The sequence below is a fragment of the Thermostichus lividus PCC 6715 genome, from assembly GCF_002754935.1.
Taxonomy (GTDB): Bacteria; Cyanobacteriota; Cyanobacteriia; order Thermosynechococcales; family Thermosynechococcaceae; genus Thermosynechococcus; species Thermosynechococcus lividus.
Window position 1 is genome coordinate 1,930,884 of sequence record NZ_CP018092.1, and the last position, 23,144, is coordinate 1,954,027.

Sequence of the window (23,144 nt, forward strand, 5' to 3'; positions counted from 1 at the left end):
TCAACGGAGAGCTTAGCGGGAGCCTTTTAGTTGTTTGACTTGCTCGGTGGTCAAAATGGTTAGCATTTCAGCTTGGGTGTCTTGCATCACTTTGTTCATTTGTGTTTTCTGCTCTGGCCGTAGTGCCACCATATCCATGGCTTCACCCGTGGACTTACCTTGCTTAATGGCATTGCGGAACAGGCGCTGTTGATTGCTGTCGAGGATGCCTAAAATACGCTCGTTGGTTTTCATCGTCAGCCGCAGTAGGGCTTGTTTTTGCGTCACACTGAGGTTGAGTTTTTGCATCTGAGCCGCCGTTAGTAGGCCACCGCCACTTTGGCCAACAGCCACAGGGACGACAAGAGCACCGCTCAGACTCACGATCAAGGCGATCGCCACCACAACATTTTGCCGATTGAATTTCATAACAGCCACACCACGGGCGATACCTCCATGCTAGCAGAGTGCTTCGCCAGCCATGACTTTACAAATACTTAATCTCGACACTGCCCCGTTCCGGGTACAGCGCGAGCCTTCCCGTCTAAGACGTAAATTGAGGTGGGTTTTGCTTTGCCATGGTTTTGATAAAACAAATTCCTTTGACTTCTCCCCTCCTTGAAAGAGAGGGGATTCCCAAAGGATGCTACGCAACGGGCTGAAGCCGCATTGCTTCGCTTTTCCCTTGAGCTGTCACCCACAACTTAATGCGGGTGGGGGCAGTCAAAGACCCCCTACTCACCTCAAGCATTTCTGCTATTGGGACTACGTTTATGTTTCGGTTCGTGGTTTCGCGCTTTTCAACACTAGCCAATTCGATACGCTCAACATCCTGCCATTGCTTGCAGTGGTTTAGGCTTGCCGCCAAAGCGGTAGTGACTTACTTGCCGGGATTTCTCCGTACTAGGATGTTTCTTCGCGTAGTTGATACGCCTACTTTCCACGTCTATAGTTTAACACATAGAGAGGGCTAAAGCCCCCTGAGTTGGCTGTATCCCCTCGCTAAAGCGGAGGGGTTTTAGCCCGCCCACATCACTCCTATAATCTAAGCTAGAAATTAGACCCTAACATCAACGGTCACTTGGGTTATGCCTGCCGCTCCTATACCAGTCGATGAAAATGAACGGCAATATGCCCTTGATCAGTACCACATCCTTGATACTGCTCCTGAACCTGTTTTTGACGATATAACCCATTTAGCCGCAGCTATTTGTGAGACCCCCGTTGCCCTTATTAGCTTGGTTGATCGCAACCGACAATGGTTTAAGGCCAAAGTCGGGCTAGATGCCTGTGAAACCCCCCGTGATGTAGCCTTCTGCGCCCATGTGATTTTGCAATCGGAATTGATGGTTGTTGCCGATGCCAAGGAAGATGCCCGCTTTGCTGATAATCCCTTGGTTACAGGACCGCCTTATATCCGCTTTTATGCTGGCATGCCCTTGGTGACACCCCAAGGGTACCGGATTGGTACCCTGTGCGTCATCGACTACCAGCCCCGGCAGTTAACCGAGTTACAAGCTCAAACACTGCGTACCCTTGCCCGGCAAGTGATTAGTGAGTTAGAAGTCCGTCATCATCTTGAGACAACCCAAGGGCACCTAGCTCGCATTCAACAGTTGAGTAGCTTACAAGCAGCCATCTTTAACAGCACTAATCATGCCATCATTGCAACTCACACCAACGGCACGATTAGTTTTATGAACCGCACTGCTGAGGAATGGTTGGGGTACAGTGCTACTGAATTAGTGGGCAAAGTAACCCCTGAGCAATTCCATGATCCGAAGGAGGTTGAACATTATGCAACACTCCTGAGTCAGCAGTTGGGCGAACCGATTCCAGTGGGATTTGAGGTGTTTGTGGCGCAGGCACGGCGAGGTTTGCCGGATGAGCGGGAGTGGAGGTATATTCGCCGGGATGGTTCGCAGTTTCCCGTGCTCCTTTCGGTAACGCCCATTCGCAATGGCCGCAAGCAGTTGCTGGGGTTTCTGTTTCTGGCCACTGACATCACTGCCAAGAAACAGATTGAAGCAGAACTACGGTTACGGGAGCGCGCCATTATTGCCAGTACCAATGGCATTGTCATTACCGATTATCGTCAGCCGGATAACCCAGTTATTTATGTGAATCCTGCCTTTGAGCGAATGACAGGGTACCGCGCCCCTGAAGTCATTGGCAAGAACTGTCGCTTTTTGCAGGGGCGCGATCGCCACCAGCCGGGGGCTGAAGCCATTCGCAATGCTATTGCTAAGGGACAGTCCTGCCGCGTGATTTTGCGCAACTACCGCAAAAATGGCAAACCCTTCTGGAATGAAATGGCGATTTCACCCATTTTTAACGAAGTGGGTGAAATTACGCACTACATCGGGATTCAAAGTGATGTCACTGAACGGCAGCGGGCGCAACTGTTCTTGCAGCAGCAGGTGAAGCGGACGCTGCTGTTGAACCGCATTACGGAGGAAATTCGCCAGCAAATCGAGCGGGATCACATCTGTCAAACCGCTGTTCAGCAAGTGGGCATGACTTTAAATGTCAGCCGCTGCCTTTTTTTTGTGTACCACGAAGAGGCCACCTCTCCAGTGAGCTTGGTGGCGGAATACTGCGCTCCAGGGATTCCATCGGTAACTACCGTAGGGTTAGCGCTGGGGCGGGCTGATTTCCTACAGCAAGCATTGATCTCTGATCAGATCCTGAGTTTTGAGGATGTGGCCAATGACCCGCGTTTAGCCTCCATTCACGACTATTGCATAGCATTGCGTGTCAGGTCTGCCTTGATTGTGCGAACCTCCTATCGCAACCGCCCCAATGGTCTGCTAGTGTTGCACCAATGCGATCGCCAACGGCAATGGACGGATGCGATTAAGAGCCTCCTCAGTAGTGTGGCAGCGCAAGTGGGAATTGGGCTAGCACAGGTGCATTTGCTGGAACAGGAAACCCGACAGCGACAACAACTCCAGCAGCAAATGCAGCGGACGTTGTTACTCAACCAAATTACGGAACAAATTCGCCAGAGCTTAGATACAGAGGCCATTTTTAATACAACCGTCAGTCAAATTGGCCGTGCCCTTGGGGTGAGCCGCTGTTTAATTCATCGCTATGAGCCGGGGCCACCGCCCCAGATCCCCAATGTCGCGGAGTACCTAGAACCGGGCTATGCATCGATGTTTGGTGTCAATGTACCGGTGGCAGGCAACCCCCATGCCGAAGCCGTCTTGGCCTCGGATAGGGCAATTGTCTCTAATGATGTCAGTCAAGACCCACTGTTGCGAATGGCCACGTCCCTATTAGAGCAATTTCAGATTAAATCGATGCTGGCCGTGCGGACGTCCTATAAAGGGGTACCCAATGGGGTTATTGGTCTGCACCAGTGCGATCGCCAGCGGGAGTGGACTGCCGAAGAAATTGAACTCCTTGAAGCCGTTGCGGCGCAAGTGGGGATTGCGATCGCCCAGGCAGACCTGCTGCACCACGAACAGCAGCAGCGACAATTACTGGCCAAGCAAAACCAAGAACTGGAGCAAGCGCGGTTACAGGCAGAGCTGGCCAACCGTGCCAAGAGTGAGTTTTTGGCCACAATGAGTCACGAAATCCGCACCCCCATGAATGCGGTCTTGGGCTTTACCAACTTACTTTTAGATACCCCCCTCAACGATCAACAGCGGGACTTTTTGCAAACCCTCCACCAAGCTGGTGAGGCGCTGCTCACCATCATTAACGATATTCTCGACTTTTCTAAGATTGAATCTGGCAAACTGGTGCTTGAGCAACACCCCTTTGATGTCCGCGAGTGTGTTGAGGATGTGTTGAGCTTACTGGCCAGCAAAGCAGAAGAAAAGCACCTGGAGTTACTGTACACCTGCACACTAAGAACCCCCGCCCAGGTTAAGGGAGATGTCACCCGCCTGCGCCAGATTCTAGTGAACTTAGTGGGTAATGGCATTAAATTTACCCCTGAGGGGCATGTGCTCGTCCAGGTGGATTATGTCTCTGATAGCGAAACGTTACAATTTGCAGTTCAAGATACGGGGATTGGCATTCCTAGCGATCGCCTCGATCGCCTCTTCAAGCCCTTTAGCCAAGTTGATGCCTCCACTACCCGTGAGTATGGGGGGACGGGTTTGGGACTGGTGATTAGTCAACGGTTGTGTGAACTCATGGGCGGTACCATGCAGGTGGACAGTTGCCTAGGCCAAGGGACAACGTTTACATTTACAATTTCGGCTGTTGACCCGGTTCCCTTTAAACCGCCGCCTGCTGTCCCCTGTTTACAAGGGCGGCGCGTCTTAGTAGTGGATGACAATGCTGCCAGCCGTGAGAATCTCTGCACCCTATTACAGGACTGGGGGATGGTGCCTCTCCCCTATGGGGATGCCGATCAGGTGCTACAGGAGGCTCCTAGGTGGGATATTGCCCTGCTGGATTTCTCCTTGGGGCACATGACAGGGGTGCAGCTAGCCACCAGACTTGAGCGGGGCGATCGCCCAGTCATTCTCCTCACTCCCTTGAGTTGGCTAGAAACCGCCAGTGACAAGGAACACATTACCACCCACGTTACCAAGCCGATCCGCCCCAGTGCACTGCGGCAAACCTTAGTGAAGGTTTTGAACCCCAACCCCAGTCAACAGCCTGCTGTGTCAGCATCCGTCATTGACCCCAGCTTGGCAGTGCGCTTTCCCCTGCGGATTCTGCTTGCTGAAGATAATGCAGTCAATCAGAAAGTAGCGCTGCACATCCTCAAGCGGATGGGCTATCGTGCGGATGTTGCGGCCAATGGGGCTGAAGTCCTTGAAGCCCTGAAACAGCGCCCCTACGATGTCATTCTCATGGATGTGCAAATGCCGAAGATGGATGGCCTAGAAGCCACCCAACGGATCTGCAACCAATGGCCGCCCAGTCAGCGGCCTTGGATTATTGCCATGACCGCCAATGCTCTCGCAGGCGATCGCGAACGTTGCTTTCAAGCAGGCATGGACGATTATGTGAGCAAGCCCATTAAACTTGAGGCTCTTGCCGATGCCCTCAATCGCTGTCGCTGCCTAAGCCCAAAATCTACCTACCCACAATTTTGTGACACAGAGGCTGACGAGGCGGGTACATACCCATCCGACCCGTTAGCGCCCTAGCAGTACTTAGCCAGCAGCAGACTGAGTTTTTCCTTCGTTTGTGCAGGTACCTTATCTAGGGGAGTTAAAATAGCATTTTTCAGGGCGTGATGTGCCTTGGAAGCAGGGGGATGAGCCGCCAGTCGCCTCACTGTCTCACAAATAATGGCTTGGGCATTTTTCACATTGCGGTGTAGGTTGCTGATAATCATCTCCACCGTTACCGAGTCATGCTCTGGATGCCAGCAGTCGTAGTCTGTCACTAACGCTAGGGTGGCGTAGGCAATTTCCGCCTCCCGCGCCAGCTTGGCTTCCGGCAGGTTCGTCATGCCAATCACCGTTCCCCCCCAAGAGCGATAAAGATTGGACTCTGCCAATGTAGAAAAGGCAGGGCCTTCCATGCACACATAGGTACCCCGTGGGTGCAGCGTCACTTCGGGTAGGTTCAAATCCCTAATGGCTGCGGTTAATACCGCGGCAAGCGCAGAACAAATGGGTTCAGAAAAGCCAATATGTGCCACAATGCCATCGCCAAAAAAGGTGGAAATGCGATTGCGAGTGCGGTCAATGAACTGATCGGGCACCACCATGTCAAGGGGTTTTACCTCCTGTTGGAGGGAGCCAACCGCTGAAGCCGAGATCAGGTACTCCACACCAAGGGACTTAAACCCGTAGATATTGGCGCGAAAGGGAATCTCCGTTGGTAACAGGTGGTGATCTCGGCCATGGCGAGCTAAAAAGGCCACCGGAACATCGCCAATCCGCCCACAAATAAACGCATCGGAGGGATCGCCGAAGGGGGTACTTAGTCGCACCTCTTCGACCTCTGTGAGAGCCTCCATTTTGTAGAGACCACTACCGCCAATAATGCCAATCTTTGGGGAAGGGGACATGATGTTCCTTAAACACTCACGGGGATTAGCTTACCATGCCTCGTCCATCACAGGGGGATTGATAGCAAGTTAGACAAGTTAGAGTACCAACACTCTGGGTTCCTTTGTCAAAACGAGTTCCAGAATACTCGGGAATACTGTAGATTTGAGCGAAGCCGCTAGATGAGAAATACTGTTTCCTAGATGCAAATTAACCCATGAACCTGATGAATCTTGTCTTCGGTAGAGCATACTGATTTGGTGATACCTGTTTCATGCCGCTCACTCCCGCTGTCTATCGTCCCAACCGTTGGCTCATTCTGCGCCGCATTGGTCAGATTACGCGGGTGTTGGGTGTATTTGGTCATCAATTGCTGTGGGATCACCTTTGGCAGCGTCGCAGTCCTGCTCAGCAACGCCGCCGCGCCCGCTGGTTGGTGCGGCAGTTGCTCACCCTAGGCCCCACCTTTATTAAAATTGGTCAGTTTTTGTCCACGCGGTTTGATCTGCTGCCGTTGGCCTATATTGACGCTCTGAAAACGTTGCAGGATCAAGTACCGCCCTTTGACTCACACGTGGCGATCGCCCTGATTGAACAGCACCTAGGTCAACCCCTTGAGGATCTATTTGCGCGCTTTGACCCCAACCCCCTAGCCGCTGCTAGCTTAGGACAGGTGCACCGGGCGCGGCTCTTTAGTGGCGACGAGGTGGTCGTCAAGGTACAGCGTCCAAACCTAGAGTCTCAACTTTATTTAGATTACGTGGCCATTGGTGAAATCATCCGCTGGGGCGATCGCTGGCTGCCCTTTACCCGTCCCTACGCCCTTCAGGACATTTACGAAGAGTTTTTTAGCATTTTATTGCGGGAAATTGACTACCTCCAAGAGGCAGAGAATGCCGATCGCTTTCAGGCTAACTTTCGCCACGATGCCCACATTCGGGTACCCAAAGTCTATTGGACGCACACCTGCCGCTATATCCTGACGATGGAGTATGTGCCCGGCATTCGGATTGATAACCGTGCAGCCATCGAAGCCGTTGGGCTTGACCCCCGCCTCATCAACCAGCGGGGCATTTGCTGCTATCTCAAGCAATTACTCATCGACGGTTTTTTTCATGCCGACCCGCACCCCGGTAATTTAGCCGTCAGCAGCGAGGGGGACTTAATTTTCTATGACTACGGCATGATGACCGATGTCCCCGCCCTTAACCAGCAGCAGATGGTGCAAACGTTTTTTGCCGTGCTCAACAAGGATAGCGATCGCGTCATTGCCGCCCTGATAGAGATGGGCTTAATCACCCCCGTGGCGGACATGACACCTCTACAGCGAATTATGCAGCTCATCTTGGATCGCTTTACGGAGCGGCCTGTGGATCTAGCGGTCTTTGCTGAATTACAGCAGGAGGTCTATGCCCTCTTTGAGCAGCAACCCTTCCGCCTGCCCGCCAAAATGACCTACATTCTCAAATCCTTGACCACGCTTGATGGCATTGCCCGCAGTCTAGACCCGCAGTATAATCTCACCGCTGCCGCTCAGCCCTTTGTCAAAGAACTCATGAATCCTGCCCGCGGAGGCTGGCGCGAACTGCTCCGGCAAACTCAGACCTTCGTCAACCACCGCCTGCAACACCCCAGCCGCCTTGAGGTGCGCTTACAACGCTTAGAAGACCGGCTGGCACGGGGGGAGCTACAGGTTTCGGTGCGCACGCCAACCACCGATCGCCAACTACGCCGTATTGAACGCTTACTGGTGTGCCTCCTCTACTTAGGCTTGAGTGGCTTTACCCTCTTAGCGGGGACGGTGCTATGGTTCGCTCAAGCGCCTGGGGGGGCGATCGCCTGTTTTACCCTAGCGGGTTTAGCTAGCGTGGGTCTGCTGCGCAACTGGCTACGCTTTCTCTGGCTACAGCGACTACAGTAAGCCGCGATGGCGCAGCAGCGGCGCTGTCATCGGTTCCCGCCCGCGAAACGCCTTAAAAACCTCCATCGGCGGGCGACTCCCCCCTAGTGCCAAGACCGTATCGCGATAGCGACGCCCCAGAGCCCGGATCGCTGCTTCGTTCTCCAGCCCCACCTCTTCAAAGGCAGCAAAGGCATCTGCACTCAGAACCTCAGCCCAAAGGTAGCTATAGTAACCCGCCGCATAGCCTCCGGCAAAAATATGGCCAAAGCTACACAAAAACGCATCTTCCGGGAGGGGAGGCAAAATTGTTGTGGTCTGAGCGAGGCGATCGCGCACCTGTTGAGGGGTTTCATTGCCATCCGGGCGATACCGATGGTGAAGCTCCAGATCCAACAAGCTAAAGTGCAGCTGTCGCAGCAGCGCACTGCCCGCCCGATAGGTGCGAGCCGCCACCAGTTTTTCGTAGTAGTGCTCTGGCAGGGGTTCTCCCGTTTCGTAGTGGCGAGCCATCCCAAAGAGGGTGGGGCGATGGTAGCACCAATTTTCCATGAACTGGCTGGGTAGCTCCACCGCATCCCATTCAACATTGTTAATGCCAGCCGCCCCCGCCTCATCCACTTGGGTCAGCATGTGGTGCAACCCATGGCCAAACTCATGGAAGAGCGTTTCCACCTCCGCAAACGTCATTAAGCTAGGCTGACCATCCACGGGCGGGGTTTGATTGCAGACCAAGTACGCCACCGGTAAGCGAGTACGCCACTCCCCTTGGTAGCGGTACTTAGCACGCCCTAGGCAATCATCCATCCATGCCCCACCCCGTTTCTCGGCTGGACGGCTGTAGGGGTCTAGGTAAAAGTGGGCAATCGTGAGGTTATTTTCATCCAGAATGGCAAAAAAGCGGACATCGGGATGCCACACCGGCGCTTGACCATCGGCAGCAACAACCGTGACCCCAAAGAGTCGTTGCACCAAGCTAAATAGTCCCTCAAGTACCTGGGGCAAGGGGAAGTAGGGACGCAACTCCTCATCGTTGAAGGCAAACAGAGCTTCCCGCTGCCGCTCAGCCCAGTAGGCTATATCCCAGTGTTGCAGTTCCTTGGCCTCAGGTGCCCCTTGTGCCGCCGCAAAGGCCTGTAATTCCTCTAATTCACGGGCTGCTGCGGCATAGCTTGCTTGGCGGAGTTCCTCCAGCAGTGTTTCAACACTGGCCACACTGTCCGCCATTTTACTAGCCAGACTCAGCTCGGCATAGGTCTCGAACCCTAACAGCGTTGCTTCTTCGAGCCGCAGGGCTAAAATGCGCTCCAAGATCGGACGGTTGTCCCACTCGCCACTGCTAGCACGGGAAATATAGGCACGATAGACCTGCTCCCGCAGATCGCGGCGTTGGCTATACTGCATAAATGGGCCAAAGCTGGGAAAGTCGAGTGTAATATGCCACGGTCCTTGGGCTGGGGTTGCGGTTTCCTCGCCATCCTGCCGCGCTGTTTGGGCTGCCAAGGCCAACAGACTGGGGGGCAGCCCCGCCACCTCCTCTGGTTGCGTGAGCTTGAGGCGAAAGGCTTTGGTGGCATCCAGTAGGTTGTTGGAAAATTGGGTCGAAAGCTCTGCTAGTTCTAATTGAATGGCATTAAACCGCTCCTTGGCCTCACCGCTTAGGCTCACACCACTGTGCTCCGCATTGCGGATGGCAGCCGTCACAATGCGCTGACGCGCAGGAGTCATCTCTTTGAACTCTGGGCTGGCGGCAATGGCCTTAAAGCCTTCATAGATGGGGCGCGATTGCCCCATGCGGGTGTAGAACTCCACGACCTGCGGCTGAACCCTTTCGTAGGCCTGTCGCAGTTCTGGACTATTTTTCACCCCCGTTAGGTGACTGATAATTCCCCATGTCCAGCCGAGGCGATCGCCCAGCCGTTCCAAGGGTTCAACTAACCCGTCCCAAGTTGGGGTCAGCGATTGTTCAAGGGTTTCTAACGCTTGGCTGAGTTCTTGCAGGAGTTGAGTCACCGCTGGCTCAACATGGCTCACCTGAATTTGATCAAAGGGGGGGAACCCATCCCCACGCAATAGAGGATTTTCAGTGTGAGGCGTGGTTGCAACGATCATGCCAAAACCTTTCCAGATTATTCATGCTATCGACACTTTCCCCATGATAACCTTGGTCTGGCCTTACTCTTGCTCCTGCAGCCACGACCACCAGCGGTTGAGAGGCGCATAGACCAACGGTGCCCACAGGCTACTCATAATTGCCGAACTGAGGGCAACTTGGCGATGGTGCTGCCAAATATCCTGTAGAGGCAAGTCAGTACTAACGCTCATTTGCATCGCTATGATCGTTTGGTTGATCATCGCCATGGCAAAGGTAATCAGGGCAATCGAAATAAAATCTTCGGAGACAAACCGCTGCTTCTGCATCAGTGCCGTAAGGCCACCCACCAGCGCCAAGGCAACGGCATGACTTGGGTGAGGACTTGTCAGACCATCTTGGATCCAGCCGAGGGCAACACCTGCAATCACCCCTTGCCAAACGGTACGCTTGACACTCCAACCCACAACCCAAATCAAAAACCAGTCAGGCGCTAATACCTCTAGAGCAGGCACATGAATCAGGCTCAGCAGCGTGCAAACGCCCACCGACCCGGTAATCACTAACCAGTTAAGGCTAGTTTGGCGTAAATGTGTCTGTCGATTCAGCATAGGGAATCACAGTGACCCATTCCAAACGATCAATCGGTGCCCCCAATATCACAGTGGCATGGGGACGGGTGGGATCCTCTAGCTCGACCGACTGCACCTCACCTACGGGAATACCCGCCGGAAAAAGGCTACTGAGGGCAGAGGTAAAGAGGGTATCTTTCGGCTGTACTTTCGGATCTTTCTCCAAAAATTCAACAATCACCTGCTGATTGAGTTGTCCGCGCAGAATCCCCATCTGCCGCGTGCGGCCAACCACCACGCCAATGCGACTGGCCGGATCCGTGAGTAACATCACGCGACTGGTATTAGGGGTAATGCTAGTAATGCGACCCACCAGACCGCCATTGCCAATGACCACGCCACCAATGCTCAGCCCTTGACGACTGCCTTCCCCCAACAGCAGGAATCGCCACCACTGATCTGAACTACGGCCAATCACCGGTACAATGCGCCCCTCTAAGTTAGGCAGCATCGGTGTATTTAAGAGTTGCCGCAGTCGCGCATTTTCTGCCTGTAGCTCCGCCAATTGCTGCTCTAACTGCCATGTGCGAGCTTGGATCAATGATTGCTGCTCATCCCCACGCTGTTGCAAGGGCAAATTGAGCAGACGGTAAAATTCGCGGATGGCGGCACCATTGGTTTCCCGTAAAATCCATGCCCCTATTAAAATCAGCACGGTCAGCAACAGCCCCCCCGCATATCGTCCCCACCAACGCCAAAAAACGGCCATGATGACTTCATCCTTAACCGATAATGGCGGGTTGAGCCGAAAAAACGCGCCCGAGGTCTTTAAAGTTTTCCAACACACGCCCCGTTCCCATAACAACGCAACGGAGTGGGTCGGCGGCCACGTGCACCACAATGCCGGTTTCATGGCTAATGAGCGTATCCAGACCACGCAGCAGTGCCCCACCCCCTGCCAGCATGATCCCGCGATCAACAATATCGGCAGCCAACTCGGGGGGGTTCGCTCAAGGGTGCGCTTAATGGCTTCGATAATCACGAGTAACGGCTCCGCCATGCTTTCGCGGATTTCTTCGGATTTGACCACTACGGTACGTGGTAGCCCTGACAGCTGATGCAGGCCACGTACTTCCATCGCTTCAGAGTCGTAACTGTCGTTGGGGTAGGCAGAGCCAATGCGGATTTTGATGTCTTCGGCGGTGCGCTCGCCAATGATCAGGTTGTGAACTTTTTTCAGGTATTGGACAATTGCCTCGGAAATTTCATCGCCGGCCACACGGACGGACTCACTGAGTACAGTGCCTTGCAAGCTGAGAACGGCAACTTCTGTGGTGCCACCGCCAATATCCACAATCATGTTACCGGTGGGTTCCTCGACGGGCAGACCGGCACCAAAGGCAGCGGCCACTGGCTCATCAATGAGATACACCTCACGGGCACCTGCGCCTCGAGCCGCATCTTCAATGGCACGCCGCTCAACCCCGGTCACACCACTGGGAATGCCAATCACCACCCGGGGGGCAAAGAGATTCTTGCCGCCGTGGACTTGGCGCATGAAGTGTTTGAGCATTAACTCGGCACGTTCAAAGTCGGCAATCACCCCGTCGCGCAGGGGGCGCACGGCGACCACATTTCCGGGGGTACGCCCTAGCATCCGTTTGGCTTCGGTACCTACAGCCAAGGCTTGCTTACTATTTTGGTCAATAGCCACCACCGACGGCTCTTCTAAGACTACCCCCCGACCAGAAACGTAAACTAATGTATTGGCTGTCCCTAGATCAATGCCAATATCCCGTGATAGCCGACTAAATACTCCCACGATGGTGCACCTCTTCTATTGAACGCGCTAATTGTAACAGGGTTGTTACCGAGACGTGTAATGGCAAGATTGTAGTACGTTTTGTTTGGAAAATTGCTGCGGGTCAACTGCCTCTAAAGACTGTTTCAGGCTATCCATGAAAATACTGGTGGGCATAAAACTGGGCATAGCGAGAGGGGCTGGCTATGAGTTCGTGGTGAGTACCGGATTCAATGACGCGCCCTTGCTCAATCACCAGAATGCGATCGGCGCGGCGCACGGTGGCAAGGCGATGGGCAATGATAAATACGGTTCGACCTTTCATGGCACGCTCAAGGGCATCTTGTACTAAGGCTTCGGATTCGGAGTCAAGGGCAGAGGTGGCTTCATCTAAAATTAAGATGCGTGGATCGGCATAGACGGCACGGGCGATCGCCAACCGTTGCCGCTGCCCCCCGGATAAGTTCACCCCGCGCTCCCCTACCCACGTTTGGTACCCATCGGGAAACGTCGAAATAAAGTCATGGGCATTGGCAATTTTTGCCGCTTCAATGAGTAAGTCATAATCCGCTTGATTGTGACCAAAGGCAATATTGTCGGCAATGGTGCCCGAAAAGAGGATGGTTTCCTGGGGGACAATGCCAATCTGTTGCCGCAAACTTTTTAGGGTGACGGTTTTAACATCAATGCCATCCACCAGTACTGTACCAGCTTGGGGATCGTAAAAGCGGGGTAGAAGGTTGACAATGGTGGATTTACCCGCGCCAGAGTGCCCCACCAAGGCAATTACCTCTCCCGGAAAGGCCATCAAGCTAAAGTGCTGCAGCACCTGTTGTCCGGGCTGATAGGCAAAGGTAATGTCGCGGTACTCGACTTTTCCGGAAATAGCGGGTAAGGGTTGGGCATTGGTGGCCTCTTTGATGGTCGGCTCGATCGCCAGTAGGCCAAAACTGCGATCTACGGAGGCTTGCGCCACCTTCAGTTCGTTGTAGTCGGTTGAAACCATATTAATGGGTTCCATCAGCAGCGCTACCGCCGCCACAAAACTAAGGAATTCAGGACCGGTGAGGTGGCCAGCGTTGATTTGCCATGCCCCAAGGATAAATAGCAGCATGATGCTCAAGGCTTCTAGAAACCCAATCACGGGATACTGCATGGCTTTGATGCGATCGGCGCGGTAACGGGCACGGCGGTTTTTGTCCGCTTGCTGCTCAAACTGTTGCACTGCATAGTCTTCGGCGGCAAAGGCTTTGATTAGACGGATCCCGGAAAAGACCTCGGTTAAATGGGAGGCTAAACTGGCAATTCGATCTTGACTCAGCCGCGACTGGCGCATGAGGCGATTGCCAAACCAACCAATGAGAAAGGTCATCAACGGGGCAATGATCATGGTGCCCAGGGTTAGTTGCCAGTTGAGCAAAAACATGTAGCCAATGACGGCAATAGTGGTTAGGGCTGAGGGCACGAGGCGGTGAAAGCTGCGGTTAATGACCTCACCAATGCGATCCACGTCTTCGGTGAGCCGATAGGTGAGATCCCCAGTGGCAGCGGTTTCAAAATAGTCCACTCCTAAGCGGTGCAGGTGCCGATAGAGGCGAAGGCGAATATCATAGACAATGCGCAGAGAAATATCGGCCATTAAGACATCCTGGCCAAACTGGCAAACGCTGCGACCAATAAACAACAGTGAGGAGGCGGCACACCACTGGATCAGCCCCCGGAGATCTCCTGCACCAATGAGCTTGGCGGCTTGGCCAATGAGGTAGGCGATCGCCGGCATAGTGGAGACATAGCCCAAGGTACAGAGGAAGGCCACTGCCAACCGTCGCCGATGGGGAAGGATGTAGGGAAACAGCGGACGGTAGCTGGCATTCCAGAGCATGGGGCTATTTTCCAATGCAAAAACGGCTAAAGATTTGTTCTAACACGGATTCAGTCACATCTTCCCCCGTCAGTGTGCCCAAGGCGCGTACCGCTGCGTGCAGGTCAATGGTCCAAAAATCGAGGGGCAGTTGCTCATCAATGGCCTGTAACACATGGGTTAATGAATGCTGAACGTGTTGCAGTAGGGCGGCTTGGCGTTGATTGAGGGCAAACTCTAAGTTGGCAGCGTGCAGGTTATGGCCGTGCACTAAGTCTAAGATCGCTGTTTCTAGATGGTTGATGCCGGTTTGGGTAAGGGCAGACAGGAACACTGTGGGAATGGGTGCCATGGGTAGGTGCAGATCATGGCAGTTCGCCGCAGCGGGCAGTAAATCCTCTTTGTTGGCAACCATGAGGACAGCGTTGGGGGACTGTTGGCGGCGCTCAGCTAACTTTAACTGATCGTAGATCTCCTGATCCGCTGCGGTCCACCCTTGGCTGGCATCTAGGACAAATAGAACAATGTCGGCACTCAAGGCGGCTTGGCGCGATCGCTCCACACCAAGCTGCTCCACCACGTTCTCTGTGACTCGAATTCCGGCTGTGTCAAGTACCTGAATGGGAATCCCCCCCACGACCAACTGCGACTCGACAATATCGCGGGTCGTACCTGGCAAGTCGGTGACAATGGCGCGATCGCAGCGACTCCACGCATTCAGCAGACTAGATTTCCCCACGTTGGGGCGACCGACGATGGCCACCTTCAAACCCGTGCGCAGGAGTTGGCCGCCCTCTGCGGTTGCTAACAATTGCTCTACTTGGCGTTGTACGTGATGGATTTGCTCAGCAATGGCACCAGCGTCAAGCGGTGGCAGGTCATCGGCAAAGTCAAGGCGAGCCTCAATCTCAGCCAGTAGGGCTAAACAGGTCTGGCGCAGTTGTTTGAGGGGGCGGGCGAGTTTCCCCTCTAACCCTGCAAGGGCAATTCGTGCAGCGGCTGTGGATTGCGCTGCCACGAGCTCAGCAACACTTTCGGCTTGGGTGAGATCCAGCCGACCGTTCAAAAAGGCTCGCAGGGTAAACTCCCCAGGCTCCGCTAAGCGTGCTCCCGCCGCGACACAGAGTTGTACAACCCGCTGTACGGGAATCATGCCGCCGTGGCAATGAAACTCCACAACATCTTCGCGGGTATAGGAGCGGGGTGCCAACATTAGCAGCAGCAGGGCTTCATCCACCTGCTCCTGAGTCATTGGATCCCGAATATGGCCGTAGAGAATGCGATGGGAGTCCCACGGCTGTTTACCGGGGGCGACAAATAAACACCGAGCGATCGCAACCGCTTTGGCTCCTGAGAGACGAACAATGCCGATACTCCCTTGCTGGGGCACAATAGCCGTAGCGATCGCTACAATGGTGTCACTGAGAGGCAGCACAAAGGGCGCGCAATAGAACTCCTAGAGATTCATTTCCGCCGCTTGCACTTTCTCCACCTGCTTCTTCTTCAGAACCAAGAGGATTTGCGAGAGGGTAATGGCGGCAAAGAAGACTAGTAACCACTTAATCCGGTTGGGGTCTTGCAGCACAATTTCAGTATCCTTCTGACCAAACCCTCCCACATTCGGGTTGGTGGTAAGGGCCTCCCCTGCCGCAACGGCTTGACCTTCACTAACGATGAGCTCTGGCCCTGGGGGAACGGTTTCAGTAACGGTGTCACCACTGTCCGCGGTAATGACCACGGCACTGCTGCCATCCCCATTGGTACTGATGCTGGTAATGGTACCCGCGATCGGTGCAGTAAAGACATTGTTATTGCTCTTTTCGCCCGTGGGATAAATCTGGCCGCGACCGCGGTTCCCCCCCGCATGCACAGAGTACTTGCCAAAGTGGATGGACTTGTCATTGGCGGGGTTGGGAGCTAGCACCGGAAAGACAATTTCTTGGTACTGCTCACCCGGCAGCGGGCCAACCAAGATAATGTTCTGCTTATCCTCGCTGTAGGGCTGGTAGAACACACCGCTGGTTTTGGCCTTGAGGTCTTCAGGAATGCGATCCGGAGGGGCAATGGTGAAGCCTTCAGGCAGCATCAACACTGCTCCAACATTTAAGCCTCCTTTAGACCCATCCCCCAACACCTGCTGCACACTGGTGTCGTAGGGGATTTTGACCACCGCTTCAAAGACCGAATCAGGGGTTACCGCCTGGGGCACTTCCACGTCAGTGGGTTTAGCCGCTAGGTGGCAGTTGGCACAAACAATCCGCCCTGTGGCTTCACGGGGGCTGTCATAGCCCTGCTGTGCGTAGAATGGGTAGGCATCGGCGCGGGGTGCCCACAGCAATAAACTGGCGGCAAGGGCGATCGCCAGTGTGCAAGATTGCAAGAAACGTTTCATACCACTCCCTAAGTCTTTTAAGTCCACCACGGTTCTTTACCCGTGCGAAAATCGGTGTCTGTCCATACCGAAAAGACAAGTTTGTCGTCTTCGGTAATGCTCGTGTTGACCAAGGCCAACGAGAGGGGAGCCGGACCGCGCACTACTTTGCCGGTGCTATCGTACTGCGAACCATGACAGGGGCAAATGAATTTATTTTCACTGACGTTCCAAGGCACCACGCAGCCAAGGTGGGTGCAAACGGCGTTCAGACCGTAGTTAGCAATTTGGTGATCGTCGGTAATGATGATGTAGGTGGGATCCCCTTTAATACCCTGGGCGAGGGAGCGATCGCCCGCAATATGCTTACTCAGATAGTCAGATACCTTAATATCATTGCCCAAGGCATCCTTGGCGACAACGCCACCCCCCGTGCCGCCACTGGAGGGCGGAATGAAGTACTTCACAACCGGATACAACGCTCCCAACGCTGTACCAGTGATGGTACCAAAGGTCAGGAGGTTCATAAACTGCCGTCGCCCCATATCGGGCACATCAGACATTCCAGAAACTTGAGCCATGGTTTACGCTTATTTACTAAGGAATCGAAATAGACAGCCGTAAAATAATTACGTTTGTTAACTATTATCACACTCCCGCCGATCGAATGCCGATCAATTCCGCAAACATTACCCTTTAGGTTTTTGCTGCTGGCGATGACTCTCCTCACTGGCGAAGCACTGCACGCTCTACTGTTACGCAAATGGGGGCGCTCCTTCGATCTACAGTTCCGCCGCGCCGGCGATCGCATTTTCCTGCAGGTGATGTGGCGCTACCTTGAGCAAGCCTCCTACCCCGATAGCCCCGAAGATTATGCTGCTCATTTGGCGGCGATCGCCCAGCATCTCAACGATTGGGGCTGCACCGAGCAGGTGTGCCACTACCTCGAAACAACCCGCGAAAAACCCCGCCTTGGGAAAGCCGTGAGTATTCCCCTTGAACTGGGAACCCGCATCATCGAATGGCTGGAGTAGGTCGAGCTGGCTTGGCCGTATAAGTTTGAAAAAATGTTAAAAATGTTAAAAAGGATTGCGATGATGTGAGACATGTCCCCGCTATGCCTGAGAATGTTTGCGGAAGGTTACGTCAGCCCTAGGGGGGCAGTGCCACAGCCAACCTCGCAGGAGGTCAGTGGTTACCGTAGCATTCCGATGGCAGATGCCACATTATCAAGCCCCTTGTTTTACAATTCCAACTTTGGAGGAACTCAATGAGCGTCGTCACGAAATCGATCGTGAATGCTGATGCCGAGGCCCGTTACCTCAGCCCCGGCGAACTGGATCGCATCAAAAGCTTTGTCAGTACTGGTGAGCGTCGTCTGCGCATTGCCCAAACCCTGACGGAAAACCGCGAGCGGATTGTTAAGCAAGCTGGCGATCAACTGTTCCAAAAACGTCCTGATGTGGTCTCCCCCGGTGGCAATGCCTACGGTGAAGAAATGACCGCCACCTGTCTGCGCGACCTTGACTACTACCTGCGGTTAGTCACCTACGGTATCGTTGCTGGCGATGTGACCCCCATCGAAGAAATTGGCTTGGTGGGCGTGCGGGAAATGTACAACTCCTTGGGCACCCCCATTCCGGCGGTTGCAGAAGGGGTACGGGCGATGAAAAACGTTGCTGCCTCCTTGCTCTCTGCTGAAGATGCTGCCGAAGCTGGTTCTTACTTTGACTTCGTCATTGGGGCCATGCAGTAGGTCTCGTGCGCTTGAACTGTATCCATCACTAGAAAATCTTCTGAGGAAAACGAACCATGCAAGACGCGATTACCGCTGTCATCAACTCGTCTGACGTTCAGGGCAAATACCTTGATACCGCTGCTCTGGAAAAACTGAAAGCCTACTTCGCCACTGGCGAGCTGCGCGTTCGTGCAGCCACGGTGATCAGTGCCAACGCCGCTGGTATCGTCAAAGAAGCTGTAGCCAAGTCGCTGCTGTACTCTGACATCACCCGCCCCGGTGGCAACATGTACACCACCCGTCGTTATGCCGCCTGTATCCGCGACCTCGACTACTACCTCCGCTATGCCACCTATGCGATGCTGGCAGGTGATCCCTCGATTCTCGATGAGCGGGTACTCAATGGTCTGAAAGAGACCTACAACTCCTTGGGTGTGCCTATTGCTGCCACCGTGCAAGCCATCCAAGCCATGAAAGAAGTTACCGCCAGCTTGGTGGGTGCCGATGCCGGTAAGGAAATGGGCATCTACTTCGACTACATCTGCTCTGGTTTAAGCTAATTACGGCTCTCCAGTAGCACGCCTGTCTGGGAGTTAGGGGTTAGGGTGTCAGCCTGTCATGGCAATTCTGCTTAAACAGTCTGATTCTGGCCTTTAGCTCCCAGACGTGTAATCACCCTACGCAGATTTGGAGTCACTGATCCCATGCGCATGTTCAAAATCACCGCCTGCGTTCCGAGCCAGACTCGCATTCGTACGCAGCGCGAGTTACAGAATACCTACTTCACGAAGCTGGTGCCCTACGAAAACTGGTTCCGCGAGCAGCAACGCATCCAGAAAATGGGTGGCAAAATTGTGAAAGTGGAGCTTTCGACCGGTAAGCCGGGCATCAACACGGGTCTGGCCTAAACTTGCCCTTGCCTACGCCTAGTAGAGACTTCACCGCTAGGATAGTCGTCTGAGCAGTGCAAAACTTGCTTTGACGATCATCACAGCGGTGGAGTTTTTGGTTTTTATTGTTTAGTCAACACCACTGAGAACTATTGATGGGTTTGCGCCATTGGCTGCTCAGCTATGCCATTGATGGCTTACCGCGCTCCCTTGTGGCATTTGTCATTAGCTTCGGGGCGATCGCCGGTTTGGATGTGGCCGTGAATCGCCTTTTAGTTATTCTCAGTGCCTACAGTCCCGACCTTGCACACCTCTTGGGCAGCTCTAGTGTTGAAATTGATGTTGCTTTTGCCCCAGAGGTATGGCTAGCGGTCATTGGCCTGACCCTTGGCACGCTGATTATTGTCGTTTCCATTGCAGCTCAAAACATTCCTAAAATTACTGAGCTGTATCTGAATGATTGGATCAGTCTTATTTATGTCTGGTGCCTAGCCCTCAGTGGTGCCCATATTCTCTATGTTAACGTGTTGTGGGATCTCGGTGCCCATCCCGTTGGTAGCACGCTGCTGAATCTCTATGGGTTACTTCCCCTTGCGATTATTACGGCTCTACCCTATATCTTCTACATTCTCAAGTCCATTCAACCAGAAAGTGTTGTGCAGCAGATCTATCAACGCCAACATCACTTTATGACACGGTTAAAAGGGGTCTTAGGGCAGCAGCAGTATCAACCGCGACTGGTGCGGCGCAGCCAATCCTACTTAATCGAAGGGCTAAACCAACTGGATGCTCTGCTCACCTACGTTGCCTTTCGCGGGCCGCAAGCAGAAATTATTGAGGCGATGAGTGGCTTACTACAGCACTATATTTGCCTAAAGCAGAGCTATACGCCCTATTTTTTTCGCCTCAGTAGCTCTGTGGCGGCTGATATTTCTTTCAAGACGATGTTTGATCAGTTTAAGCAAATTGAGGAGCAGCATAGTTTCTATGAACAAAAATGCTTTCGCCTTTTGGGCAATGCCTACGTCCGCTTTCTAGAGGAAAACGAGTTTAATTTAGCCTCACTGTGTGGCTCAGAAATGTGCGCGATCGCCCAGGCCATTCTCAACGAAGGTGATGATGATCTGCTGGAGTTAATGGTTATTCGCTTTAATACGATGCTGCGGTTCACCATCAAGCACGGTAACCGCCATAATGAAGCCCGTAACCTGTACAATCTTGCCTTTCATTATCGCCGATTCATTGAAAGTTTAGTGTATTATCGCCGCCCTTACATTGTCCAAAAAAGTGTGCACTATCTGCGGCAGTATGGCAATGAAATTTACCAGCTTGCCCACCATAGCCCTGCCCTTTTCTTTATTGTTGATGTGTTTGCAGCTGAGCTAAAGAAAATTTTGATTCTTGTGAACGAAGAGGAGTGGGATGAGGCGCTGCAACTAGAATTGCTTGAAGAAATGCTGCGCCTTGACAACCCACCAGAGTTGAGTCAGCCCCAAAATGGCGATCGCCCCAGCAGTAAAAGTACTGGTGTGAGACTGTTACAAATGGGCTTGGCCTTATTTTATCTAGAGCGGCAGCAGCTACGCCTAGCAGAGCGCATCGTGGCCGATATTGTTGAAGATGCGAGTATTCTTGGCACCGAAACCTTTAGGCGGGCGTTTTTACAAAACTGCGATCGCCTGCGGCAGGCCCAACCTAAGTTTTGGGAAGATACCGATCGCGGCAACGTCAACCTTTACTACTGCCCCCATACCCAGCAGCTACCCACCCTACAAGCCTTAGTCAACCGCGCCCTTAACCCCATGGAAGCGGATGTTTGAGGCTCCTCCTGCAATGCTTTTCCCGGTTCACAGCGTCCTCGGAGCGCCAGTTGGCATAGGCAAGGGGCGTGATTTGCTATACACTGCGACTTGGCGCAAGCCGAGGGGAGCATTACGAGGACTCAGTCATGGGCAAAATAATTCTAGTGACGCTTATCGGTAGTCTGTCTCTGGGAATTGCGTCTAGGGCTGCTGCTGAAAACCCGGCTCATGTGCGCCAATTGCTACAGACGCGCCAGTGCCCCAACTGCGACCTGCGGGGGGCGAATTTGATGGATACCAATCTCTTTAAGGCAAATTTGGCGGGGGCAAATTTGGAAGGTGCTTACCTTGCTGGGGTAAACCTGTTTGGGGCGAACCTGCAAAATGCCAACCTCAGCCGTGCCAGCTTTTACCTTGCTATTTTGGTGAATGCCGACCTATCGGGTGCCCAGTTAGTGGGGACACGCCTGACGCTGAGCAATTTGGTGAACGCCAACCTTGCGGGTGCCAACCTTGAAAACGCGGTGCTGAAAGGGGCAAACATGATTGATGTTAACCTCAGCGGCGCTAATTTGAAGGGTGCCGACCTAGATCGCGCCAACCTCAGCGGTGCCAATCTCAGTCAGACCCTGTTTGACGAATCAAGGCAGCCCTAGGCAGTGGTTGCTCCATCTTGAAGGACGGCGCTGAGGCGAGACTGATCCCAACCCCGCAGGTGCAGGATTTGCCAAGTCACCATTAAGTCTGGGCCGTGTACCGCACCCGTTAAGGCGGCTCGCAGCGATCGCATCACCGCACCTTTTTTTACCCCCAGTGCCTTGGTGGTCTGCTGCACAAGGTGTTGACCGAGTTCCACACTAAAAGAGGTTTGTTGGCTCAGTTGGCTGGCAATGGCAGCAATAATTTCGGTGCTTTGGGGTTGCGCCAGTTGTGTGGTTGCCTCGCTATCTAGCGTCACCTCAGGGACAAAAAACAGCGCTGCTTGGGACACGGCCTCCTGTAGCGTATTCAAGCTGGGTTGCAAGAGTTCTGCTAGCAGTAGCAGCCACGGGCGATCGCCTTGGGGGTCAAAGGTGTAGCCTGCCTCTTGCCAAAAGGGAATCAACATCTGCAACAGAGACTCACGATCCAGTTGTTGAATGTACTGACGATTCAGCCAGTTCAATTTATCCCAGTCGAACTTAGCCCCCGCTTTGTTAATGCGCTCGAAACTAAAGTGCTGCGCTGCTACCTCTAGGCTAAACAGCTCGCCAATACCCTCTGGGGGAGACCAGCCCAGCAGGGTCATATAGTTCACCATGGCGGGGGCGAGATAGCCCATGGCGCGAAATTCTGAGATAGAGGTCACCCCATCTCGCTTAGACAGCTTTTGACCCGTTTGGTTCAAGATCAAAGGGGTATGGGCAAAGGTTGGCGGTGGTGCCCCCAACGCTTCGTACAGTAGAAGTTGCTTTGGCGTGTTGCCAATGTGATCTTCACCGCGAATCACATCGGTGATCCCCATAGCAATGTCATCCACAACCACCACTAAGTTATAGAGGGGGTAACCAATCTCCCCGCGGGGTGCCGCCCGGGCAATGACCATGTCACCGCCTAGATCCGCACCTTGCCATGACACCAGCCCCCGCACTCGATCCTGCCATTGGATAACCCGATCATCGTCAATTTTGAAGCGGATCACTGGCATCCGTCCTTCTGCATCAAAGGCAGCCTGCTGCTCAGGGGTTAAGTGGCGGTGGCGGTTATCGTAGCGAGGCGCTACCCCCTTTGCCTTTTGCTCTGTCCGTAGGGCATCGAGTTCTGCGGGGGTGCAGTAGCAATAGTAGGCGTAGCCTTGGTCGAGGAGAGATTGAATCGCCGTACGGTAATGCGCGAGGCGATCGCTCTGAAAGATGGGGCCTTCATCCCACTGCAAGCCTAGCCACTGCAGGCCATCGAGAATATTTTGGGTATAGGCGGGGTGAGAGCGCTCGCGATCGGTATCTTCCACCCGCAGTATAAAGGTTCCCCCCTCATGGCGAGCATAGAGCCAGTTAAACACGGCGGTGCGTGCTGTGCCAATGTGGAGATGTCCCGTAGGACTAGGTGCTAAGCGAACCCGAACTGTCACGGCTAACCTCAAGACCACGTGCCTTTTTGATCCTATCAGTACCGTGCACAGCCCTT

General features: G+C 53.6%; 18 protein-coding genes and 1 pseudogene. 8 read left to right on the forward strand and 11 right to left on the reverse strand.

Going from position 1 to position 23,144, the window contains the following annotated elements; all coding sequences use genetic code 11:
• Positions 1 to 12: 12 nt before the first annotated feature.
• On the reverse strand, positions 13 to 408 hold the full coding sequence (locus BRW62_RS09510; RefSeq protein WP_198405987.1) for a hypothetical protein: 396 nt from the start codon (positions 406 to 408) through the stop codon (positions 13 to 15).
• A 659-nt stretch (positions 409 to 1,067) separates the two neighbouring features.
• Between BRW62_RS09510 and BRW62_RS09515 the strand changes: the two genes are divergently transcribed.
• Positions 1,068 to 5,099, forward strand: a complete 4,032-nt coding sequence (locus BRW62_RS09515) for a GAF domain-containing protein (protein ID WP_099799232.1) — start codon at positions 1,068 to 1,070, stop codon at positions 5,097 to 5,099.
• Here the strand turns inward: BRW62_RS09515 and BRW62_RS09520 are convergent.
• Positions 5,096 to 5,971, reverse strand: a complete 876-nt coding sequence (locus BRW62_RS09520; protein ID WP_099799233.1) for an S-methyl-5'-thioadenosine phosphorylase — start codon at positions 5,969 to 5,971, stop codon at positions 5,096 to 5,098. The genes BRW62_RS09515 and BRW62_RS09520 overlap by 4 nt on opposite strands.
• A 254-nt stretch (positions 5,972 to 6,225) precedes the next feature.
• On the opposite strand from BRW62_RS09520, the gene BRW62_RS09525 reads away from it, so the two are divergent.
• A complete protein-coding gene (locus BRW62_RS09525) occupies positions 6,226 to 7,872 on the forward strand; it encodes an ABC1 kinase family protein (RefSeq protein ID WP_099799234.1) in 1,647 nt (548 codons plus the stop codon).
• On the opposite strand, the gene BRW62_RS09530 is transcribed toward BRW62_RS09525, so the two are convergent.
• From BRW62_RS09530 to petC, 8 genes and pseudogenes are all read right to left on the reverse strand, one after another.
• Positions 7,864 to 9,963 (reverse strand): M3 family metallopeptidase, encoded by a 2,100-nt coding sequence (locus tag BRW62_RS09530; RefSeq protein WP_099799235.1) that lies wholly within the window; start codon positions 9,961 to 9,963, stop codon positions 7,864 to 7,866. The genes BRW62_RS09525 and BRW62_RS09530 overlap by 9 nt on opposite strands.
• Positions 9,964 to 10,026: 63 nt before the next feature.
• Complete coding sequence (gene mreD / locus BRW62_RS09535) at positions 10,027 to 10,554, reverse strand: rod shape-determining protein MreD (protein WP_099799236.1); 528 nt, start codon at positions 10,552 to 10,554, stop codon at positions 10,027 to 10,029.
• On the reverse strand, positions 10,520 to 11,284 hold the full coding sequence (gene mreC / locus BRW62_RS09540) for a rod shape-determining protein MreC (RefSeq protein WP_099799237.1): 765 nt from the start codon (positions 11,282 to 11,284) through the stop codon (positions 10,520 to 10,522). The genes mreD and mreC overlap by 35 nt, the downstream gene beginning before the upstream one ends.
• A gap of 13 nt (positions 11,285 to 11,297) precedes the next feature.
• Positions 11,298 to 12,337: pseudogene (locus tag BRW62_RS09545) on the reverse strand (rod shape-determining protein).
• Positions 12,338 to 12,467: 130 nt separating this feature from the next.
• Positions 12,468 to 14,198, reverse strand: coding sequence for an ABC transporter ATP-binding protein (locus BRW62_RS09550; RefSeq protein WP_099799238.1), 1,731 nt, complete (start codon positions 14,196 to 14,198; stop codon positions 12,468 to 12,470).
• A gap of 4 nt (positions 14,199 to 14,202) precedes the next feature.
• The gene (mnmE, locus tag BRW62_RS09555; protein WP_198406256.1) at positions 14,203 to 15,609 is read right to left on the reverse strand and encodes a tRNA uridine-5-carboxymethylaminomethyl(34) synthesis GTPase MnmE; all 1,407 of its coding nucleotides are present in this window, start codon (positions 15,607 to 15,609) and stop codon (positions 14,203 to 14,205) included.
• 24 nt (positions 15,610 to 15,633) lie between these two features.
• Positions 15,634 to 16,569, reverse strand: coding sequence for a cytochrome f (petA, locus tag BRW62_RS09560; protein ID WP_099799240.1), 936 nt, complete (start codon positions 16,567 to 16,569; stop codon positions 15,634 to 15,636).
• A 17-nt stretch (positions 16,570 to 16,586) separates the two neighbouring features.
• Positions 16,587 to 17,129 (reverse strand): cytochrome b6-f complex iron-sulfur subunit, encoded by a 543-nt coding sequence (petC, locus tag BRW62_RS09565; RefSeq protein WP_099799241.1) that lies wholly within the window; start codon positions 17,127 to 17,129, stop codon positions 16,587 to 16,589.
• A 135-nt stretch (positions 17,130 to 17,264) separates the two neighbouring features.
• Here petC and BRW62_RS09570 point away from each other — a divergent pair, with 135 nt between their 5' ends.
• From BRW62_RS09570 to BRW62_RS09595, 6 genes are all read left to right on the forward strand, one after another.
• Positions 17,265 to 17,582, forward strand: a complete 318-nt coding sequence (locus BRW62_RS09570; protein WP_099799242.1) for a DUF3067 family protein — start codon at positions 17,265 to 17,267, stop codon at positions 17,580 to 17,582.
• 236 nt (positions 17,583 to 17,818) lie between these two features.
• Positions 17,819 to 18,304, forward strand: coding sequence for an allophycocyanin subunit alpha (gene apcA / locus BRW62_RS09575; RefSeq protein WP_099799243.1), 486 nt, complete (start codon positions 17,819 to 17,821; stop codon positions 18,302 to 18,304).
• A 56-nt stretch (positions 18,305 to 18,360) separates the two neighbouring features.
• Positions 18,361 to 18,846 (forward strand): allophycocyanin subunit beta, encoded by a 486-nt coding sequence (apcB, locus tag BRW62_RS09580; protein WP_099799244.1) that lies wholly within the window; start codon positions 18,361 to 18,363, stop codon positions 18,844 to 18,846.
• 144 nt (positions 18,847 to 18,990) lie between these two features.
• Positions 18,991 to 19,194 (forward strand): phycobilisome linker polypeptide, encoded by a 204-nt coding sequence (locus tag BRW62_RS09585; protein ID WP_099799245.1) that lies wholly within the window; start codon positions 18,991 to 18,993, stop codon positions 19,192 to 19,194.
• A gap of 137 nt (positions 19,195 to 19,331) precedes the next feature.
• On the forward strand, positions 19,332 to 20,996 hold the full coding sequence (locus BRW62_RS09590) for a hypothetical protein (protein WP_227517352.1): 1,665 nt from the start codon (positions 19,332 to 19,334) through the stop codon (positions 20,994 to 20,996).
• 128 nt (positions 20,997 to 21,124) lie between these two features.
• Entirely contained in the window at positions 21,125 to 21,634 is a 510-nt protein-coding gene (locus tag BRW62_RS09595) for a pentapeptide repeat-containing protein (protein ID WP_099799246.1), read from the forward strand.
• Here BRW62_RS09595 and gltX read toward each other — a convergent pair.
• Complete coding sequence (gene gltX / locus BRW62_RS09600; protein ID WP_099799247.1) at positions 21,631 to 23,088, reverse strand: glutamate--tRNA ligase; 1,458 nt, start codon at positions 23,086 to 23,088, stop codon at positions 21,631 to 21,633. The two genes, BRW62_RS09595 and gltX, sit on opposite strands and share 4 nt — an antisense overlap.
• Positions 23,089 to 23,144 lie beyond the last annotated feature (56 nt).

Bases quoted from the DNA above. Each gene is read 5' to 3' on its own strand.
- mreD (WP_099799236.1), bottom strand. From the start codon at position 10,554: ATGCTGAATCGACAGACACATTTACGCCAAACTAGCCTTAACTGGTTA.
- BRW62_RS09590 (WP_227517352.1), top strand. From the start codon at position 19,332: ATGGGTTTGCGCCATTGGCTGCTCAGCTATGCCATTGATGGCTTACCG.
- BRW62_RS09570 (WP_099799242.1), top strand. From the start codon at position 17,265: ATGACTCTCCTCACTGGCGAAGCACTGCACGCTCTACTGTTACGCAAA.
- BRW62_RS09550 (WP_099799238.1), bottom strand. From the start codon at position 14,198: ATGCTCTGGAATGCCAGCTACCGTCCGCTGTTTCCCTACATCCTTCCC.
- petA (WP_099799240.1), bottom strand. From the start codon at position 16,569: ATGAAACGTTTCTTGCAATCTTGCACACTGGCGATCGCCCTTGCCGCC.
- BRW62_RS09585 (WP_099799245.1), top strand. From the start codon at position 18,991: ATGCGCATGTTCAAAATCACCGCCTGCGTTCCGAGCCAGACTCGCATT.
- mreC (WP_099799237.1), bottom strand. From the start codon at position 11,284: ATGGCCGTTTTTTGGCGTTGGTGGGGACGATATGCGGGGGGGCTGTTG.
- BRW62_RS09520 (WP_099799233.1), bottom strand. From the start codon at position 5,971: ATGTCCCCTTCCCCAAAGATTGGCATTATTGGCGGTAGTGGTCTCTAC.
- petC (WP_099799241.1), bottom strand. From the start codon at position 17,129: ATGGCTCAAGTTTCTGGAATGTCTGATGTGCCCGATATGGGGCGACGG.
- BRW62_RS09530 (WP_099799235.1), bottom strand. From the start codon at position 9,963: ATGATCGTTGCAACCACGCCTCACACTGAAAATCCTCTATTGCGTGGG.
- BRW62_RS09525 (WP_099799234.1), top strand. From the start codon at position 6,226: ATGCCGCTCACTCCCGCTGTCTATCGTCCCAACCGTTGGCTCATTCTG.
- apcA (WP_099799243.1), top strand. From the start codon at position 17,819: ATGAGCGTCGTCACGAAATCGATCGTGAATGCTGATGCCGAGGCCCGT.
- BRW62_RS09595 (WP_099799246.1), top strand. From the start codon at position 21,125: ATGGGCAAAATAATTCTAGTGACGCTTATCGGTAGTCTGTCTCTGGGA.
- BRW62_RS09515 (WP_099799232.1), top strand. From the start codon at position 1,068: ATGCCTGCCGCTCCTATACCAGTCGATGAAAATGAACGGCAATATGCC.
- BRW62_RS09510 (WP_198405987.1), bottom strand. From the start codon at position 408: ATGAAATTCAATCGGCAAAATGTTGTGGTGGCGATCGCCTTGATCGTG.
- apcB (WP_099799244.1), top strand. From the start codon at position 18,361: ATGCAAGACGCGATTACCGCTGTCATCAACTCGTCTGACGTTCAGGGC.